This is a genomic window from Pseudomonas sp. Ga0074129 (assembly GCA_001465025.1).
Lineage (GTDB): Bacteria > Pseudomonadota > Gammaproteobacteria > Pseudomonadales > Pseudomonadaceae > Aquipseudomonas.
In genome coordinates this window covers 1-18,640 of record LNDO01000087.1, presented here as the reverse complement: position 1 = coordinate 18,640, position 18,640 = coordinate 1, and the positions used below count along the sequence as shown (strand labels likewise).

The 18,640-nt window shown below is 56.3% G+C and carries 15 protein-coding genes and 1 pseudogene; 5 read left to right on the top strand and 11 right to left on the bottom strand.

Annotated elements, in window-relative coordinates:
* Nucleotides 1–38: 38 nt before the first annotated feature.
* Genes aroK through AUK77_RS12570 form a run of 6 tightly spaced genes read right to left on the bottom strand, consistent with a single transcriptional unit; the run spans nucleotide 39 to nucleotide 5,470 of the window.
* Entirely contained in the window at nucleotides 39–557 is a 519-nt protein-coding gene (gene aroK / locus AUK77_RS12595) for a shikimate kinase AroK (RefSeq protein WP_296130247.1), read from the bottom strand.
* 4 nt (nucleotides 558–561) lie between these two features.
* The gene (locus tag AUK77_RS12590; RefSeq protein ID WP_296130245.1) at nucleotides 562–2,637 is read right to left on the bottom strand and encodes a type IV pilus secretin PilQ family protein; all 2,076 of its coding nucleotides are present in this window, start codon (nucleotides 2,635–2,637) and stop codon (nucleotides 562–564) included.
* Nucleotides 2,638–2,692: 55 nt separating this feature from the next.
* Complete coding sequence (pilP, locus tag AUK77_RS12585; protein ID WP_296130243.1) at nucleotides 2,693–3,217, bottom strand: type 4a pilus biogenesis lipoprotein PilP; 525 nt, start codon at nucleotides 3,215–3,217, stop codon at nucleotides 2,693–2,695.
* The gene (pilO, locus tag AUK77_RS12580; protein ID WP_296130242.1) at nucleotides 3,214–3,837 is read right to left on the bottom strand and encodes a type 4a pilus biogenesis protein PilO; all 624 of its coding nucleotides are present in this window, start codon (nucleotides 3,835–3,837) and stop codon (nucleotides 3,214–3,216) included. Before pilO ends, pilP begins: the two co-directional genes overlap by 4 nt.
* Nucleotides 3,834–4,406 (bottom strand): PilN domain-containing protein, encoded by a 573-nt coding sequence (locus AUK77_RS12575; protein ID WP_296130240.1) that lies wholly within the window; start codon nucleotides 4,404–4,406, stop codon nucleotides 3,834–3,836. Before AUK77_RS12575 ends, pilO begins: the two co-directional genes overlap by 4 nt.
* On the bottom strand, nucleotides 4,406–5,470 hold the full coding sequence (locus AUK77_RS12570; protein WP_296130238.1) for a pilus assembly protein PilM: 1,065 nt from the start codon (nucleotides 5,468–5,470) through the stop codon (nucleotides 4,406–4,408). The genes AUK77_RS12575 and AUK77_RS12570 overlap by 1 nt, the downstream gene beginning before the upstream one ends.
* 181 nt (nucleotides 5,471–5,651) lie before the next feature.
* On the opposite strand from AUK77_RS12570, the gene AUK77_RS12565 reads away from it, so the two are divergent.
* Nucleotides 5,652–8,060 carry a penicillin-binding protein 1A gene (locus AUK77_RS12565; RefSeq protein WP_296130237.1) on the top strand — a complete coding sequence of 803 codons (2,409 nt, stop codon included), beginning with the start codon at nucleotides 5,652–5,654 and terminating at the stop codon, nucleotides 8,058–8,060.
* 114 nt (nucleotides 8,061–8,174) lie between these two features.
* Here the strand turns inward: AUK77_RS12565 and AUK77_RS12560 are convergent, their stop codons facing one another.
* The 3 genes from AUK77_RS12560 to rpmE all read right to left on the bottom strand — a co-directional run bounded on the left by AUK77_RS12560 (nucleotide 8,175) and on the right by rpmE (nucleotide 10,719).
* A complete protein-coding gene (locus tag AUK77_RS12560; RefSeq protein WP_296130236.1) occupies nucleotides 8,175–9,443 on the bottom strand; it encodes a malic enzyme-like NAD(P)-binding protein in 1,269 nt (422 codons plus the stop codon).
* Between the two features lie 233 nt (nucleotides 9,444–9,676).
* On the bottom strand, nucleotides 9,677–10,477 hold the full coding sequence (locus AUK77_RS12555; RefSeq protein ID WP_296130235.1) for a thermonuclease family protein: 801 nt from the start codon (nucleotides 10,475–10,477) through the stop codon (nucleotides 9,677–9,679).
* A gap of 26 nt (nucleotides 10,478–10,503) precedes the next feature.
* On the bottom strand, nucleotides 10,504–10,719 hold the full coding sequence (rpmE, locus tag AUK77_RS12550; RefSeq protein WP_296130233.1) for a 50S ribosomal protein L31: 216 nt from the start codon (nucleotides 10,717–10,719) through the stop codon (nucleotides 10,504–10,506).
* 171 nt (nucleotides 10,720–10,890) lie between these two features.
* Between rpmE and AUK77_RS12545 the strand changes: the two are divergent.
* The 3 genes and pseudogenes from AUK77_RS12545 to AUK77_RS12535 all read left to right on the top strand — a co-directional run bounded on the left by AUK77_RS12545 (nucleotide 10,891) and on the right by AUK77_RS12535 (nucleotide 15,852).
* A pseudogene (locus tag AUK77_RS12545) lies at nucleotides 10,891–13,073 on the top strand (primosomal protein N').
* Between the two features lie 97 nt (nucleotides 13,074–13,170).
* Nucleotides 13,171–14,550 carry an ATP-dependent RNA helicase DbpA gene (dbpA, locus tag AUK77_RS12540; RefSeq protein ID WP_296130230.1) on the top strand — a complete coding sequence of 460 codons (1,380 nt, stop codon included), beginning with the start codon at nucleotides 13,171–13,173 and terminating at the stop codon, nucleotides 14,548–14,550.
* A gap of 66 nt (nucleotides 14,551–14,616) precedes the next feature.
* Nucleotides 14,617–15,852 carry a diguanylate cyclase gene (locus tag AUK77_RS12535; protein WP_296130228.1) on the top strand — a complete coding sequence of 412 codons (1,236 nt, stop codon included), beginning with the start codon at nucleotides 14,617–14,619 and terminating at the stop codon, nucleotides 15,850–15,852.
* On the opposite strand, the gene AUK77_RS12530 is transcribed toward AUK77_RS12535, so the two are convergent.
* Complete coding sequence (locus tag AUK77_RS12530) at nucleotides 15,853–16,590, bottom strand: transporter substrate-binding domain-containing protein (RefSeq protein ID WP_296130226.1); 738 nt, start codon at nucleotides 16,588–16,590, stop codon at nucleotides 15,853–15,855.
* Between the two features lie 127 nt (nucleotides 16,591–16,717).
* Between AUK77_RS12530 and AUK77_RS12525 the strand changes: the two genes are divergently transcribed.
* Nucleotides 16,718–17,902 (top strand): NAD(P)/FAD-dependent oxidoreductase, encoded by a 1,185-nt coding sequence (locus AUK77_RS12525; RefSeq protein ID WP_296130225.1) that lies wholly within the window; start codon nucleotides 16,718–16,720, stop codon nucleotides 17,900–17,902.
* Nucleotide 17,903: 1 nt separating this feature from the next.
* On the opposite strand, the gene AUK77_RS12520 is transcribed toward AUK77_RS12525, so the two are convergent.
* On the bottom strand, nucleotides 17,904–18,640 hold a 737-nt coding region (locus AUK77_RS12520), incomplete at its 5' end, for a transporter substrate-binding domain-containing protein (protein WP_296130223.1).

Sequence of the window (18,640 nt, the reverse complement as noted above, 5' to 3'; positions counted from 1 at the left end):
AACAAAGGAGGCTAGGATAGCGCAGAACAGCCCGCGCTTTAACGAGGAGATAGTGCCGCAAGCCGATCGAGGATTTCCTGAACCACTAGACGCGGCGGACGCTCGTCGGTTTCAATCACTACATCGGCTATTTCTCTGTACAGCGGATCACGCAGAGCAAAGAGATCAGCCAAAACCTTACCTGGGTTGGCCGAGCGCAAAAGCGGACGGTTGCGATCACGTGACGTACGGTCTATCTGCTGCTCAACAGACGCATGCAAATAAACCACTCGACCACCTGCCCTAAGCGCAGTTCGATTCTCCGAACGCATTACCGCACCGCCGCCAGTGGCCAATACGACCCCATCGGAAGTACAAAGGTCTTCGATAACAGCCTGCTCACGCTCACGAAAACCCTGCTCACCCTCAACATCAAAGATCCAAGGGATATCTGCGCCGGTTCGCTGCTCGATTTCCTTATCGGAGTCTTTGAACGGCAAGCGCAGTTCTTTAGCCAGCAACCGCCCGATGGTGCTTTTACCAGCCCCCATCGGGCCAACCAAGATCAAATTTCGCACTGAATCAGCGACTCACCGAAACGGCTTTGTTGTCCATGATGCGAGGAGTAAGAAAAATAAGCAGCTCAGACTTGTTATCCCGCACAACATCGCTACGGAAAAGTCGCCCAGCAAAAGGCAAGTCTCCCAAGAAAGGCACCTTGTTAGTTTCCTTAATCTGGGTGTTGCTGAACACACCACCCAACACGATAGTTTCACCATCACTGACCAAAACTTTGGCATTCACCTCATTTTTATCAATGGACGGAACACCATCCCCCGCACCTATAGGTGCATCCTTTGTAACTTTAACCTCCATCAGTATACGATTATCAGGTGTAATCTGCGGCGTCACCTCTAGGGACAATGCCGCTTCCTTAAACGAGGTGCTCGTTGCGCCGCTAGAGCTAGCCTCCTGATAAGGAATTTCGGTACCCTTAATAATTTTAGCGGTTTCTTTATCTGACGTTACAACCTTTGGTTGAGAAACCACTTCACCATTATTCGATGCCTCCAAAGCAGAAAGTTCAAGATCAAGAATAGTGTTATTTGTAATAAAGCCGATACCTATACCTGTAGAGCCCGCAACTCCCATATCCACAAAGTTACCAAGTGACGGTTCCGGATTCTGTACGCCTAGATTCTGGCCATAACCGGGTGCACCGGGGCGATCCCCCCCCTGACCACCTACAACAAGATTCCCATCACCAACGCGCGCGCCGCGCCAATTGACACCCAAAGCCTTATCATAGCCGACATTGGCCTCAACGATTCGGGCCTCAATCATGACCTGACGCACAGGAATATCCAACTGAGTCACGATTCGACGGAGCTCATCCAAACGCACCTGAGTCTGGTAGGCGATAATACTATTAGTCCTATCGTCTACTGTAATTGATCCCCGATCATCGGCACTGCCTTCGGTACCGGTAACAGACTGGAACAACTTGGCCATATCTGATGCCTTGGCGTAATTAACCTGAATCAATTCACGACGCAAGGGCGCGAGTTCCGCGATCTGCTTTTGAGCTTCCAACTCCTGCCGCTCTCTTGCTGCAATTTCATCAGCGGGTGCCACAAGTAGAACATTGCCCACCTTACGCTTATCCAAACCCTTAGTCTTAAGCACCAAGTCAAGCGCCTGATCCCACGGAACATTTTGCAACCGAAGGGTTATATTGCCGCTAACAGTATCACTGGCCACAAGATTAAGGTCAGTAAAATCAGCAATAAGCTGCAACACAGAACGAACATCGATATCTTGGAAATTTAATGATAGCTTTTCACCCGTATAGGCAAACACATCATTTTTCCTCTTATCAACTTCGTCCTGCGTCAAAGGCTTAACACTCAGCGTAAGCTTATCATCTGCCTGGTAGGCCAAATAATCATAACTACCAACTGGCTCAATAACTATACTCGCCTGACCATTAATATCTGTCGCACTTACGAGCTGAACGGGCGTGGCAAAATCTTTAACATCAAGCTTCACGCGAAGCGATTCGGGCAGCAATGTTTTGGGGAAGTTGAGCCTGATTTTGCCACCTTGATCCTGAATATCAGGGCTCAAAGCAGCATCAGACAAGGTAATAACAACATTGCCCTCGCCTTGATCACCACGCTGAAAATCAATATTTCGAATCGCTCGCTCTTGAGGAGCAAAAGCCTGAATAGGCGATGGCTTTACAGAAGCAGGGCTAGCAAAGCCTGGGGCTACAGCTGCACCCTCACCTACAACAACATACAGAGCATTACCCTCTGTGCGGGTAGTGTAGGGGGACAAGTTAGTCAAATTAACAATTAAGCGAGTTCGATCCTTAGCCTCAACAACGGTAACACTTCGAGCATTTCCAACACCAAGCTCCTTGTTTTTAATCCCAAGCTTATTAGAAACACTAGGTAGATCTAGAGCGATTCGGGCTGGCTGGTCAATTGTGTACCCGCGAGGAGCTAGGACTGGCTCATCAAAAGTCAGCTTCAACTCAACCCTATCGCCTGGCAAAGCTGCAACATCCAAAGAGTTGAGGTTAGCAGCATAGATATCTGAACCGGCTATCACGCTGGCAAAACAAATAGTAAGACGTACAAGAAAGTGGTTCATTGAGCTATCCCGAAGTACTGGCCAATTATTTATTTTCATAATCTGATGAGCTCCGTTAAGAGCGCTCCTTGAGAGAGAGACTGCGCGGACGCTCCAACCAGCCACCTTCACCATCGGGAACAATCTCAAGCACATCAACTTTACCATCGTCAATGGACTGAATTTTTCCATGGTTACGACCGAGATAATCACCTACACGTACGCGGTGCACACCATTTGCGCCACTTATCAGAGCAAACACGCCACCACTGTTTGAGAGAGTACCAACCATCTGGAAGGTTTCAATATTGAAATCCTCCAGAAACTGCCTCACCCTCGACTCGTCTGGCTTAACATCAACTGAGCCCTTTTGACGGGCAGTCAATTCCAGTGTTATTGGTGGCTGAAAAGGATTACGCAGGGATGCTGCACCGTACGTAAAGCTTTCGTAAGGCTGAAATTTTGGTAAAGGTTCAATAGAACCCTTCGGCCTTGCGCGCACTTCGTCCATATAAGACTGAAGGTCGCTGAAGTTATTAGAAGCACCGCATCCGCTCGTGACAACCACGACAAGACTAAAACCTAGGATATTCTTTTTCACTTAGAAAGCCCCTTATCGTTATACCGATAGGTCTTAGCCAGAATACTCATCCGCAGAGAGCTAGCACCGTCAACATTCATTGGAACAAGATCAAAGTCGTGCAGGGTTACAATTCTCGGCAAACTTGCAACCCCACTTACAAAGCTTGCTAAGTCATGGTAAGAGCCGACAACCTTTATTTGAATTGGTAGCTCAATATAAAACTGCTGGATAGCCTCAGGCATCAGCTTAATTTCTTCAAATTCGAGACCACTGCCCAATCCGGTGCGAGTGATATCTTCCAACAAACCCGGAACTTCAGTATCACTTGGCAACTGTTTCAAAAGCGCACCAAATGAAACTTCCATCTCCTGCATTTGTTCTTTATAGGCCTCAAGATTAGCAGCTTGGAAAGCCTTACTTGAAAATTGCTCTTTAAGTGTTAGCTCTTGAGCTTGCTGGGACTCTAACTGCACCTGCAAGTCCTTTAGGTGAAAGTTATAACCCAGCGCAATAACAACAATAAACATGATAACGCCTGCTATGGCTTTGACAGCAGCAGGCCACGAGCCGATATTGTTAAGATCAAGATTATTAAAGTCTATCTTGCGCAACCCTTCCAAGGATTCATTGAGGTTCATTGCTTACCCTCCACAACGTCTACCTCAGGCTGGGTTTGCTGTACGGTCAACTGGAATACGTTGGCTTGATCGACCGCCCCCGCAGTAACAGATTTAACTTCTGTCAGGTTGGGCGCTGTCAGCCACTCCGAAGAGTCCAGATTACGCATCAGATTCGAAACGCGATTGTTCGACTCAGCAGCACCGACAATGGCGATGTTCTTAGCAGTCATCTTGACGCCGGTAAAATGCACACCGTCCGGCAGGGTTCTGACCAACTGATCGAAGACACGACCGATAATAGGCCGATTGCCTTGCAGATCCTGAATGATCTTCATACGTTCCAGAAGTTGCTGGCGGCGTGTCTTGAGTTCGCTGATCTCTTTGATCCGCGCATCCAGTACAGCAATCTCCTTGCTGATGAACTGATTGCGTGCGTTCTGCTGCTCAATTGCGCCGTTCAGGTATTGATCACCTAGTAAAATCGCGCCCGCTGCTACAACGAATACGCCAAAGAGTGTGACCAGAAAACGCTGCTTTCGCTCTTCACGTAACTGCTCGCGCCAGGGAAGAAGGTTGATACGTGCCATTAGTCGAAACTCCTCATCGCCAGACCGCACGCGATCATCAATGCAGGCGCATCACTGGCCAGCGCACCAGCATTGACTTTGCTGCTTAGCGCCATTTCTGCGAACGGGTTAGCAACCAACGTCTGCGTACCAATCTTCTGCTGAATCAGCCGGTCGAGATCCGCAATAGATGCGGTTCCGCCAGCCAGCAGAATATAGTCAACGTCGTTAAACTGACCGGCTGCAAAGAAGAATTGCAGAGAGCGCGCCACTTGCTGAACGACGGCTTCTTTAAAAGGCTGCAGCACTTCAGCATCGTAGTCATCAGGGAGGCCGCCCTGTTTTTTGGCCAAGCCTGCCTCTTCGGAAGACAAACCATATCGACGCTGAATTTCTTCGGTCAGTTGCTTACCACCGAATAGCTGCTCGCGGGTGTAAATAGTGCGGCCGTTGTGCAAGACGCTAAGAGTGGTCATGGTTGCGCCGATGTCGACGACTGCCACGGTCAGCTCATCGCGATCACCGCCAAGCTGATCAACCAGCAGGCTGTATGCCCGTTCAAGGGCGTACGCCTCCACATCAACCACTTTGGCGGTGAGCCCTGCTAAAGCAAGAGCGGCTTCGCGCACCTCGACGTTTTCTTTACGGCAGGCGGCAAGCAGAACCTCGACACGCTCTGAATTGCGGGGAGACACGCCCTGGACTTCAAAATCGATCGCCACTTCTTCAAGTGGGTAGGGAATGTACTGGTCGGCCTCGATCTTGAGCTGATTTTCCAGCTCATCATCTGAAAGGCCGGCCTCCATCTCAATTGTCTTGGTGATCACTGCTGAACCGGCCACCGCCACCGCAGCGACTTTGACGCCGCTCTTGGCCTTGGCCAGTACCCGCGACAGCGCCTGCCCAACCCCTTCGAGCTCGGCGATGTTCTTTTCGACAACTGCGTTTGGCGGGAGCGGCTCAACAGCGTAGGCCTCTACCTTGTAGCGGCTTCCTGAGCGACTCAATTCGAGGAGCTTGACGGAGGTCGAGCTGATATCGATCCCCAGTAGCGTATTCGCTTTCTTGTTGAAGAGCCCTAGCACGACCGATTTCCTATTGGCATCCGCGACTTACGGACTATTTATGTTTTTTCACATTAAATAACAGTCTTGACAGAAGCGCAAATGGCTACCTGGCAAAAAAAACGCTTATAATGTGATCAGTTTTTCTCTTTTAACCTTACGCCTTGCTTAACTCGTTCTTTTATCTGGAAATCCAAAAATCTTGATGCGTCTTTTGCGTTTTTTCTGCTGGTCTTGCCTAGCCGTTTTTTGTGGCGTGGTGCTCAGTTTCAGCGGGGCGTTCCTCTATCTTAGCCCCAGCCTTCCATCCGTCGAATCCTTACGCAGTGTTCAACTGCAGATACCGCTGCGCGTTTACAGCAGCGATGCCAAACTAATCGCTGAATTCGGCGAGATGAGGCGTTCGCCCATCGCGTTTGCCGACATCCCGGAAGACTTCATCAGCGCACTTTTGGCGGCAGAAGACGATAACTTTGCCAATCATTATGGCGTTGACGTCAAGAGCCTGATGCGTGCTGCAACGCAATTATTGAAGAGCGGTCAAATTCAAACCGGCGGCAGCACCATTACGATGCAGGTCGCAAAGAACTTCTTTTTGACCAGCGAGAGAAGTTTCTCACGCAAGATCAACGAGATACTTCTGGCACTACAAATTGAGCGCGAACTCAGCAAGAACGAAATTCTTGAACTTTATGTGAACAAGATTTACCTCGGTAACCGTGCCTATGGCATTGAGGCGGCGGCCCAAGTCTATTATGGCAAGTCAATCCGTGACGTAAGCTTGGCTGAAATGGCCATGATTGCCGGCCTGCCCAAAGCGCCCTCACGCTTTAACCCACTGGCCAACCCTAAACGCGCCCTTGAGCGCCGCGACTGGATTTTGGGACGCATGTATGGCCTCGGCCGCATTGATAAAAGTCGTTATGAACAGGCGTTGGCTGAACCGATTAATGTGAGTTTTCACGTTCCACCACCTGAGCTGATCGCCCCTTATGTTGCTGAAATGGCCCGGGCTGAAATGGTCGGTCGATTTGGCAGTGACGCATACACCGAAGGATTCAATGTCACCACCACTGCAATCAGCGACCTGCAGACCGCTGCAAACACTGCCGTGCGCGACGGGCTGATTACGTACGATCAGCGTCATGGCTATCGCGGCCCAGAGAACCGCTTCCCTGACATGAACAAAGACTCCTGGCTCGTTGAACTCAGCAAGCTGACGACCCGAGGGGGCCTGGAGCCAGCAGTTGTCACCGCCGTCGAAAAAAGCGCCATTCTGGTTTTACTCAAAAATGCTGAAGAGCTGGCCGTGGCGTGGGACAGCATGAAGTGGGCACGTCCGTTCCTCAACACCAACAGCCAAGGCGCGCGACCACAAAAACCTGCAGATGTAACCCAAGTCGGCGACCTGATTCGTGTGCAGCGCCTGGAAGATGGCAGCCTGCGATTTGTCCAGATACCAACCGCGCAAAGCGCGCTTGTTTCACTCGACCCGAACGATGGCGCTATCCGTGCACTGGTAGGTGGCTTCTCCTTTGAGCAGAGCAACTACAACCGTGCCATTCAGGCCAAGCGCCAGCCAGGCTCCAGCTTTAAACCCTTCATCTACAGTGCCGCATTGGATCAAGGCTACACCGCCGCAACACTGGTCAACGACGCCCCGATCGTATTTGCCGAAGACGACTTGTCTCAAGTTTGGCGACCCAAAAATGACAACAACACCTTTCTCGGGCCGATTCGCCTGCGCGAGGCCCTGTATCGCTCACGTAACCTAGTTTCGATCCGCTTGCTTCAAGATCTGGGCATTGAAAACACGCTTAGCTACATCCAGAAGTTCGGCTTTGAGCGCAAGGACTTGCCGCCCAACCTCTCGTTGGCACTGGGTACGGCCAGCCTGACGCCGATGGAAATCACCGAAGGCTGGAGTACATTTGCCAATGGCGGATACAAAATCGAACCCTACCTGATTGAGCGCATTCAAGACCGCAACGGCAATACGGTATTCAACGCCAACCCTGCCCAAACCCCGGCCGGCATTGAAAAGCGCGCACAAACCTTCGTCGAATCACCTGAGCCTTTGGCATTGACCGACGCACCGATTGCAGCCGAGCGCATTATTGACGAGCGCACCGCCTTCATCATGACCAGCATGCTGCAAGACGTTATCAAGCGAGGAACCGGCCGACGCGCATTGGCACTGGGACGTGACGACCTGGCGGGCAAGACCGGCACCACCAACGAGTCCAAAGACAGCTGGTTCTCCGGCTACAACGCTGATTACATCACCACGGTATGGGCTGGCTTTGATCAGCCGGAAAGTCTGGGCCGCAATGAATATGGCGGAACGGTGGCCCTGCCCATCTGGATGAGTTACATGGCTGTCGCACTCAAGGACAAGCCCAGCCATTTACTTGCCGAGCCTGACGGCCTGCTGACCTTGCGCATTGATCCACACAGCGGACGCGCAGCGACGGCCGACACACCAGATGCCTACTTTGAGTTATTCAAAAGCGAGGATTCGCCACCGCCAATGGGCGAATTTGACCCCGGCATGAACATACCCGGCAGCCCATTGCCGGCAGATGAAGCAGCACCCATCGATCTGTTCTGACGGATACATTCGTACCGCCGTTATTCCCAGAGTGACGCGGTAACAGGCAACAAAAGCATTAATTGAACGCCAAATAAAAAACCCGCCGAAGCGGGTTTTTTATTGCTGATCAGTTTAGCCGTTGAACACGTCGTTAACCGACTGCAACGGATAGTGCTTCGGATACGGCAGAGTGGCCACGCCGCTCTCGATGGCGGCCTTGGCAACAGCATCGCAAACCACGGTGATCAGACGCGGATCCATCGGCTTTGGAATGATGTATTCCGGGCCAAACGACAGACTGATGCCGCCGTAAGCGTCACAGACTTCCTGGGGCACTGGCAGCTTGGCCAAGTCACGCAGGGCCAGGGCTGCAGCGATTTTCATCTCTTCGTTGATGCGGGTAGCGCGAACGTCCAGCGCACCACGGAAGATGAACGGGAAACCCAACACGTTGTTAACCTGGTTCGGGTAATCCGAACGGCCAGTGGCCATGATCACGTCGCTGCGTACTTCGCGAGCCAACTCCGGCTTGATTTCCGGGTCAGGGTTGGAGCATGCGAACACGATTGGATTAGGCGCCATGCGCTTGAGGTCTTCAGGCGCCAGCAGGTTGGCACCCGACAGGCCGACGAACACATCAGCACCATCCAGAGCATCGGACAGGGTGCGTTTACTGGTCTCGCTGGCGAACACAGCCTTGTACTGGTTCAGGTCGTCGCGGCCGGCGTGGATGACGCCTTTGCGGTCGATCATAAAGATGTTCTCGACCTTAGCGCCCATGCTCACCAGCAACTTCATGCAGGAGATGGCAGCTGCGCCAGCACCCAAGCAAACGATCTTGGCTTCCGACAAGTTCTTGCCGGCAATTTCCAGGGCGTTAAGCATGCCGGCAGCAGTCACGATAGCGGTGCCGTGCTGGTCATCGTGGAACACCGGAATGTCGCACTGTTCGATCAGCGTGCGTTCAATTTCAAAGCATTCTGGTGCTTTGATGTCTTCCAGGTTGATGCCACCGAAGGTGATGGAGATACGACGCACAGTGTCGATAAAAGCCTGCGGGCTCTCAGACTCGACCTCAATGTCAAACACATCGATGCCAGCAAAGCGCTTGAACAACACGCCTTTACCTTCCATAACCGGCTTGGAGGCCAGCGGGCCGAGGTCGCCCAAGCCCAGAATGGCAGTGCCATCAGAAATAACGGCGACCAGGTTGCCTTTACCTGTGTAGCGGTACGCCAGCTCTGGATCACGCGCGATTTCGCGCACGGGCTCAGCCACACCTGGGCTGTAAGCCAAGGACAGGTCGCGTGCGGTTGCGGTAGGTTTTGTGAGCTCGACACTCAGTTTCCCTGGGCGGGGATAGGCGTGATAGTAGAGAGCGGCTGTTTTAAAATCAGACATAGTGGCATTTCCGCTTTGGGCTGTTGAACAGGCAGGCGGCCGAGGATACGCAAGTTGCCCACAGCTACACAAGACTGGTGAGTCCGTAGCGAAACGCCCGTGCTGGTTCTCGTCAATTGGACGAGTGGACAATTGCAAACCAAGTGCAGCCGCACTTGTGATCAACCTAAGGCCTGCCCACCGACGCAAATTAGCAAGGCTGCCGCTCACGCAGATGATCGCGTGGAGGACGCTTAAGGCATAACCTGCAACATAGCCGGAGCTGTGAGCGGAAGCATCCAACGGGCCTGTCCCTCGCGCAGTCCGCCGCGCCTCGCGCGATCAATCACCCAACCGCGCGCCTCAACCTGGCGACCTTCAAGTGCCTGCAGGGCTGACGCGTCAAATCGCGCTAACGTGCGTGCGGCAATATGCAGCACCACACCGTCCGCCATCTCAAGCCATACGCCCCCGCGGTTGCGCTCCACACGTTCAACGCGCCCCTGGAGCAAGGTGAAGCTACCGCTTTTAAGCTGCTTGGGCGTTTTGATGGCTGGCCGCTGCCACACGCCGGCACGTGCTTCGCGTGCTTGCCGCTCGGCGACTTGCTGGCACTGCACCAGCGCTAGGTTCGGCGCAACCGCGACGAAGTGAGCCAAGCCCTCGCTCAAAAGCTGCGCTTCAAGATTACGGCCGTCACGTCCATAAGCATGCGCAAGTGTACGGCCATAGTGATCTTTACCTTGCTCACCAACCTGCAACAGCACACGGCCATTGCCCTGATCCACTAAGGCCTGCAGACGAGCGCGCGCGGCCTCGGCAAATGGCTCGGCAGAGCGCCCCTGACGCCCCAGCTCAGGCGTATTCAAACCGATCAGCCGCACGCTGCGGCCGTCGTTCAGACGCAAGGTGTCGCCGTCGACCACCCGCTGCACCTTGACCTCTGGCAAGCCCTTTGGCACAGGGCAAAAAGCCCAGGCCAGGTTTGCCTCAAAGCCAAGAACGAAAAAGGCGCCCACTAGGGACGCCTTTTTCAGCAGTGCGATACAAGCCATTGGGGTCTGCGTCGCTGCGCGCAAGCTTACTGCTTGGCGCCGAACATGCCGAAACGCTGCTTGAAGCGATCAACACGGCCGCCGGTATCCAGCATTTTCTGCTTGCCGGTGTAGAACGGGTGACACTCGTTGCACACGTCCAGAGCCAGCGGCTTGCCCATTGTGGAGCGAGTTTCGATCACGTTGCCACAGCTGCAGGTGGCGGTGATGGCTACATAGTTCGGGTGGATATCGGCTTTCATGGTGATTCCTCAGGGCTATCGCGCCGCCACCAGACACTATTGTCAGGTACCGCACGGAATTAGGCCGGCGATGATACCAGAGCATCACGGCGAAGCAAGACCAGCCGTCGACCGGTCACATGCTAAGATCGCGCCTCGCTGAGCACGCAGCCGCTATCAGGAGCCACCCGCTTGCCCGACGTTATTCTGCGCCTCGCCCTGCCTTCACCACTGCGCCGCCTGTTCGATTACCGCGCGCCGCCCGGCATTCCCCGCAGCGCACTGCAACCGGGCGCACGCCTGCGTGTACCCTTTGGCCGCCGCGAGATGATCGGCATTTTGATTGAAGTGGCAGACCACAGCGAGGTGCCGGCGGATAAACTCAAACCGGCCTTGCAACTGCTCGACGCTCAGTCGCCGCTGCCCACATCACTGTTCAAGCTGTGCCTGTGGACCGCCCAGTATTACCAGCACAGCCTTGGCGACACCCTAAGTTGGGCGTTGCCGGTGCTGCTGCGCCAAGGCGAACCGGCTGAAGCGCGGCAGGAGCGCTTCTGGTCGGTGACGGACGGGGCCAAGCCGGATGACCCACGCCTATCCCGCGCGCCCCGTCAGCGCGACGCACTGAAGACCCTCGCTCAGCACCCGCATGGCGTCGCACATCAACTGCTAAGCAAACTGCTGCTGAATAAAGACAGCCTCGACCTGCTGCTGGAAAAAGGCCTGGTCCAGGTCGAGGTTCGTCGCCACGCACCGAGTAAACGCCACGCCAACTGGCTGGCTCAGCCGGAGTTGCCGCTGAATGCTGAGCAGCGCGCCGCCGCCGAAGCCATCCGCTCAGGCTTCGGCAGCTTCAATGCATTTCTACTTGCAGGGGTGACCGGCAGCGGCAAGACCGAGGTGTACCTGCAGCTGATCCGTGAAACCCTGGAAGCCGGCAAGCAGGCCCTGGTGCTGATCCCGGAGATCAACCTCGGCCCGCAAACCCTGGCGCGCTTCGAGCAACGCTTTAACGCGCGCATTGCCCTGCTGCATTCGGCAGTGAATGACCGCGAACGCCTGGATGCATGGCTGGCGGCGCGCGATGGCGAGGCCGACATTATCATTGGCACGCGCTCAGCACTGTTCACCCCGATGCAGAATCCGGGGCTGATCATCATCGACGAAGAGCACGACGCCTCTTATAAACAGCAGGAAGGCTTGCGTTATCACGCCCGCGACCTGGCTGTGGTACGCGCGCGGCAGGACAACATTCCGATTGTGCTCGGCTCGGCTACGCCGTCGCTGGAAAGCCTGCACAACGCCCACAATGGCCGCTACGCCCTGCTGCACCTGCGTGAGCGCGCCGGTGGTGCCAAACAGCCGCGTTTTCTGCGCTTGGACGTGAAAAGCCGACCGCTGGATTCCGGCATCTCCGGCCCTATGCAGCAGGCCATCGCCCAGACTTTGCAGGCCGGGCAGCAAGTGTTGGTGTTCCTCAACCGCCGCGGCTTCGCCCCGACCCTGCTCTGCCACGACTGCGGCTGGTTGTCCGAGTGCCCGCGCTGCGATGCACGCATGACCGTGCACCAGCGCTCACGCGAGCTGCGCTGCCACCACTGCGGCCACGTCGAGCGCCAGCCGAGCAACTGCCCGAAGTGCAACAACGTCGACCTGCGACCGGTCGGCGCCGGCACCGAGCGCGCTGAAGAACGCCTGGAAATTCTCTTCCCCGACGTACCGGTGCTGCGCGTCGACCGCGACAGCACCTCGCGCAAAGAAGCCATGACCACCCTGTTCAACACCGTGCAAAAAGGTGAACCGTGCATTCTGGTCGGCACACAGATGCTCGCCAAAGGCCACCATTTCCCGCGCGTGACGCTGGTGGCCATTCTCGATGCTGATGGCGGGCTGTTTTCTGCAGATTTCCGCGCCAGTGAGCGCATGGCCCAGTTGATTGTGCAGGTGGCCGGACGTGCCGGGCGCGCTGAAGAGCCAGGTAAGGTGATCATCCAAAGCCACCTCGCCGACCATCCTTTATTGGTGCAGCTCACAGAACAAGGCTATTTCGCCTTTGCCGAACAAGCCCTGAGCGAACGACGCAGCGCTGGCTTGCCGCCCTTCTGTCACCTCGCCCTGCTGCGCGCCGAAGCGCATAAACCGGGGCAGGCTGAAGGATTTCTGGACGATGCCTGCAGCGAAGCCGAGACGTTATTGGCTGAACTGAACCTCAACGGCATCGAATTGCTCGGCCCAGTGCGCAACTGCTGGTGCAAGCCAATGCACGCGCGCCGCTGCACCGCCTGCTGCACCGCTGGATGCAGAGCCTGGAGCAGATGCCCAGTGGGCGTGCGGTGCGTTGGTCGCTGGATGTTGACCCGATTGATCTGTTCTAAGCGGCCCTCGCGCCCTGACGGACAGTCAAGCTTTACAAACAAATCGCCACGTGCAGGCTGTTACACTGCGCGCCATTTCGTTTAGCAGGCCTGTACCGTGACTCAAACCGCTTTTTCTTCGCTGCCACTGTCTGCCGCCATGCTGGCTAACCTCGAATCCCTCGGTTACAGCGAGATGACGCCGATTCAGGCACAAAGCCTACCTGTCATGCTCAAGGGCATGGACCTGATCGCTCAAGCCAAAACCGGCAGCGGCAAGACAGCAGCCTTTGGCATTGGCCTGCTGAACCCGCTCAACCCGCGCTACTTTGGCTGCCAGGCATTGGTGATCTGCCCGACCCGCGAGCTGGCTGATCAGGTGGCCAAAGAACTGCGCCGCCTGGCGCGCTCGGCTGACAACATCAAAATTCTGACCCTGTGCGGCGGCGTGCCATTTGGCCCGCAGATCGGTTCGCTGGAGCACGGCGCGCAGATCATCGTCGGCACGCCGGGACGTATCCAGCAGCACCTGAGCAAGGGCACGCTGAAACTCGACGGCCTCAATACGCTGGTACTCGACGAAGCCGACCGCATGCTCGACATGGGTTTTTACGACAGCATCGCCGAGATCATTGAGCAGACGCCGAGCCGCCGGCAAACCCTGCTGTTCTCCGCCACCTACCCGAGCAGCATCAAACAGCTGTCCGCGAAGTTCATGCGCGATCCGCAGCAGGTCAAAGCCGAGGCTTTTCACGACGACACGCAGATCGAACAGCGCTTCTACGAAATCGCCCCGGAAGAGCGCATGGAGGCGGTGGTCAAGTTGCTCAACTGCTACCGCCCGCAGTCCTGCGTAGCTTTCTGCTTTACCAAGCAGCAATGCCAGGAAGTGGTCGACCACCTGACTGCCAAAGGCATCTCGGCCGCCGCCCTGCACGGCGATCTGGAACAGCGTGATCGCGATCAAGTGCTGGCCATGTTTGCCAACCGCAGCCTCTCGGTACTGGTCGCCACCGATGTGGCCGCTCGCGGTCTGGATATCGACGCGCTGGACATGGTGATCAACGTCGAACTGGCGCGCGACTCGGAAATTCACATTCACCGCGTCGGCCGTACCGGTCGTGCGGGCGAAAAAGGCCTGGCCATGAGCCTGGTCGCTCCGGCCGAAGCCCATCGCGCGCAAGCCATCGAAACCCTGCAAAGGGCACCGCTCAACTGGCATCCACTGAGCAGCCTGAAGCACCAAGGCGGCGCGCCGCTGCAACCGACGATGATCACGCTGTGCATCGGTGCGGGGCGCAAAGACAAATTGCGTCCCGGCGACATTCTCGGTGCGCTCACAGGTGCCGCTGGTATCCCGGGCGCACAGGTCGGTAAGATCGCCATCTTCGATTTTCAAGCGTATGTCGCCGTTGAGCGCGTCGTGGCCATGCAGGCGCTCAAATGCCTGAGTGAAGGCAAGATCAAGGGCCGTTCACTGCGCGTACGCACCCTTTAAACCCACAACCTGCTCAATAACATCAGCCGTTGCGACTGCGCGGCAAGCGGTAGAGGAGTGTTTCACTTGCGCAATATCCTGGTGATCGAAGACAGCCCACTGGTGCTGAAAATTCTCGACCATCTGTTTCGCAAGGAAAGCGGCTTTCAGCCCGTCTTCTGCGCCTCCTATGCTGAGGCGCAGGTGATGCTGGAAACCTCGGCCTCGCTGTTCTTTGCCGCCTTTGTCGACCTCAACCTGCCCGATGCCCCCGACGGTGAGATCGTCGATCTGGTGATGAGCTATTACCTGCCCTGCATCGTGCTCAGCGGCACCTACGACGAGCAACGCCGTGATCAGATGCTGCTCAAAGGCGTGGTGGACTACGTTCTCAAAGAAAGTCAGCACTCTTACGAATACGCCTTCCGTCTGTTACACCGATTGGAAAGTAATAGCGCGGTAAAAATCCTGATTGCCGATGATTCGGAAGCCACGCGCAATTACATCCGCCACGTACTGACGCCCCACCGCTACCAGATTCTCGAAGCCTGCGACGGGGACGACGCCCTGCGCCTGCTGCAAGAGCAGCACGACATTGACTTACTGGTGGTCGACCACAGCATGCCCGGCCTATCGGGTTTCGATCTGGTCAAGCTGTTACGGCAAAAAATGAAACGCCATGAGTTGATCATCCTGGGCTTGTCTGCCGACACCAAAGGCTCGCTCAGCGCCAAGTTCATCAAACACGGCGCCGATGACTTCCTGCGCAAGCCCTTCTACCCGGAAGAGCTTAACTGCCGGGTGATGTCCACTCTGGAGCGCCGCGATTTAATGCGCGCGCTGAAAAAAGCCGCGCAATACGACGCCCTGACTGGCCTGAACAACCGCCGCGCATTTTATGAACACGGCCAGCAGTTGTTTGTAAAAGCACGTTCCGGCGGTCACGAGTTGAGCGTGGCCATGCTCGACCTGGATTTCTTCAAGCGGATTAACGACGAACACGGCCATGCCAGCGGTGATGCCGCGCTGGTGGGGTTTGCCCGCGCTCTGGCCGCTGCTTTCCCGGACGCCTTACTGGGACGTTTGGGCGGCGAAGAATTTGCCATGGTCAGCCAGCAGGACGCCCACACCCTGAATGCGGCGCTCGACCAGTTGCGCACGCAATGCGCCAGCATTCGTTACGCCACCGGTGCAACGCCGCTGTCTTTCAGTGCGGGCATCTATTACGGCACCCCAGATGACCTGGAAAACCTTCTGCACCTGGCGGATAAGCGCTTGTATCAGGCCAAAACCCAAGGCCGTGGGCGCAACTACTGGCAGTAGTCAAAGGCCGTGGTGCCGCAATATCTGTTCATAGCTGCCATCGGCACGCATGGCGGCAATCTCTCGATTGAAGTCGTCAGCGATCTGCTTGTGCCGGGGATGGCGCAGGCTGATCAAAATGTGCAGCCCATTCTCACTGAGCGGCTGCGGGAGAAACTCCAACTGGTCGCGCACTCCGGCCAGGCTGCGGCTCAGGTGATGGCGCGCGACCAGTTCGTCCTCCAAGGTTAGCTGCACACGCTGCGCCGCCAACATGCGCGCAGCGCCTTCAAAACTCACCACACCAACCTTACTCAGGCGCGCGTCCTGATCAAACGCATCAGCGTAGGCATAGCCGCGCACCACAGCGATGCTGTAAGGGTACAAGTCAGGCAACTGCCGGAACGCAATGCCACTGCCCTTGCGCTGCAAGAAACGCACGCGGTTAATCAGATAGGACTGCGAGTAATAGCCAAATTCCTTGCGGTCCTCTTTGTACCAGGCGTTGATCAGCACATCGTAGGTGCCTTGCTGCAAACCCCGCACGGCCCGCTCCCATGGCACCTGAGCATAAACAGTGGTGTAACCCGCGCGCGCCAGTGCATTGACCACCAGATCGGAGGCCACGCCGTTGTTGAGCAGGCTTTTATCGGTGAACGGCGGCCACGGGTCAGCCACCAGACGCAGGGCCTGCTCGGCGGGGCTACTCAAGGGATGTAGCAGCACCCAGAGCAGCAGCAAGAAACGCAGCCTATTCATCGTTGAGTGTCCAAAAACCCAAGCCGTAAGCCTAGACGATCAGCGGACGAACCACAGCCGTATACCCATCAGTTAAGATGCGCGCACTTCGCGCCACCGCTGGCGCAGCCGTGTTGAGGATTGAACTGTGTTGACGCCCCATGTCGTGATTATTGGTGCCGGTGCGGCCGGGCTTATGTGCGCGCTGACGGCTGCTGGGCGCGGGCGTCAGGTGCTGCTGCTGGATCACGCCAACAAAGCTGGCAAGAAAATCCTTATGTCGGGCGGCGGGCGCTGCAATTTCACCAATATGTATTGCGAACCGAGCAACTTTCTCTCGGAAAACCCGCATTTCTGCAAATCGGCGCTGGCGCGCTACAGCCAGTGGGATTTTATCGGCTTGGTGACCAAACACGGCGTGCCGTACCACGAGAAGAAACTCGGCCAGTTGTTCTGCGATCACAAGGCCAGCGACATCCTCGACATGCTGCTCAACGAGTGCGCCGAGGCTGGCGTTGAGTTACGCCTGAATACGTCGGTGAGCGAGATCAGCAAAAGCGCCAACGGCTATCAATTGCAGACCAGTGCAGGCACGGTGCGCTGTGAATCGCTGGTGATCGCCACTGGCGGCCTGTCCATCCCGACACTGGGCGCTACAGGTTTTGGCTATCAAGTGGCCAAGCAGTTCGGCCATGAACTGCTGCCAACCCGCGCCGGTCTGGTGCCGTTCACCCTCACCGACCCGGCGCTCAAGGCGCTGTGCACGGAGTTGTCCGGCACCTCGGTGGAAGACTGCGTGGTGAGCTGCAATGGGCAGAGCTTCAAGGAAAACATTCTGTTCACCCACCGTGGACTGAGCGGACCGGCGATTTTGCAAATTTCTTCCTTCTGGCAACCGGGCGATGCCATCAGCATCAACCTGCTGCCGCACATCGACCTGCCCGAATGGCTGGCCGAGCAGCAGCGCGAGCGGCCCAACAGCGAGCTGAAAACCCTGCTGGCCGAGTTGTTCACCAAGAAGATGGCTGGCCTGCTGGCCGATAACTGGTTTGTCTCCAAACCGATGAAGCAGTACACCCATGCCGAGCTCAAGGCGATTGCCGAGCAGCTCGGTGATTGGCAACTGGTGCCAGCGGGCACAGAAGGCTACCGCACGGCGGAAGTGACCCTGGGCGGTGTGGACACCCGCGAGGTGTCGTCAAAAACCATGGAGTCGCTGAAATCGCCGGGGCTGTATTTTGTCGGTGAAGTGCTGGATGTGACGGGCCACCTGGGCGGTTTCAACTTCCAGTGGGCCTGGGCCTCGGGCTATGCGGCGGCGCAATTCGCCTGAGTCACTCTGCTCGCGCAGGCTCCAGTGGTGGCAAGGGCTCACCGGGCAACCAGGTGTTATGAATGGTGGCAAAGCTGCCATCGCCTTTCATGCGTTCCAACTCATGTTGCCAGCGATGCACCAAGGCATCGTCGGTCTGCAGGGAAAAAGCGATGTAGCTGTCGCTGTGCATGTAGTCGAACAGCAACTGCACCTCATCAGGCTGGATATCGCCCTGAGCCAGTAGCGCGTTCAGGCTGAGGTTATCCAGCACCATCAGCTTGACCCGTCCACGCTTGAGCATGCTGACCATTTGTGTCGGCCCGGTGACCGGCGTCAGGCTGGAAAACCCATCGGCCAACAGGCGTTGATGGCTGTACCAATCGCGCGGCACGGCGATCTCTCCATACTCGCGCGCGTCCTCAAGCCGACTGATCGAGAGATAAGAGCTGCGCAGGGCGTAGAAGCCGGTGACGTTGCGGGTAATCGGCCCCACCCATTTGAACAGCGGCTCACGCTCACGGGTGCGCATGGTCACAAACAGTCCGGTATTGGCCCGGCTTAGCGCCTGCTGATAGCCACGCGCCCAGGGCACCACGCTAATCGAGGCCTGCTGGCCGGTGCGCTGCATGATGGCCTCGACCACTTCGGTGGCCAAACCGGTGGGTTTGCCGTTCTGGCTAAAATTGATCGGCGGGTATTCTTCGGTAAAAAACCGCAACGGCTCGGCCTGCGGCGCAGCGCCCCATGCACTGACCA

Coding starts and splice junctions, on each gene's coding strand:
- AUK77_RS12590 (WP_296130245.1), bottom strand. CDS start 2,637: ATGAACCACTTTCTTGTACGTCTTACTATTTGTTTTGCCAGCGTGATA.
- pilO (WP_296130242.1), bottom strand. CDS start 3,837: ATGAACCTCAATGAATCCTTGGAAGGGTTGCGCAAGATAGACTTTAAT.
- AUK77_RS12575 (WP_296130240.1), bottom strand. CDS start 4,406: ATGGCACGTATCAACCTTCTTCCCTGGCGCGAGCAGTTACGTGAAGAG.
- AUK77_RS12560 (WP_296130236.1), bottom strand. CDS start 9,443: ATGTCTGATTTTAAAACAGCCGCTCTCTACTATCACGCCTATCCCCGC.
- AUK77_RS12555 (WP_296130235.1), bottom strand. CDS start 10,477: ATGGCTTGTATCGCACTGCTGAAAAAGGCGTCCCTAGTGGGCGCCTTT.
- rpmE (WP_296130233.1), bottom strand. CDS start 10,719: ATGAAAGCCGATATCCACCCGAACTATGTAGCCATCACCGCCACCTGC.
- AUK77_RS12530 (WP_296130226.1), bottom strand. CDS start 16,590: ATGAATAGGCTGCGTTTCTTGCTGCTGCTCTGGGTGCTGCTACATCCC.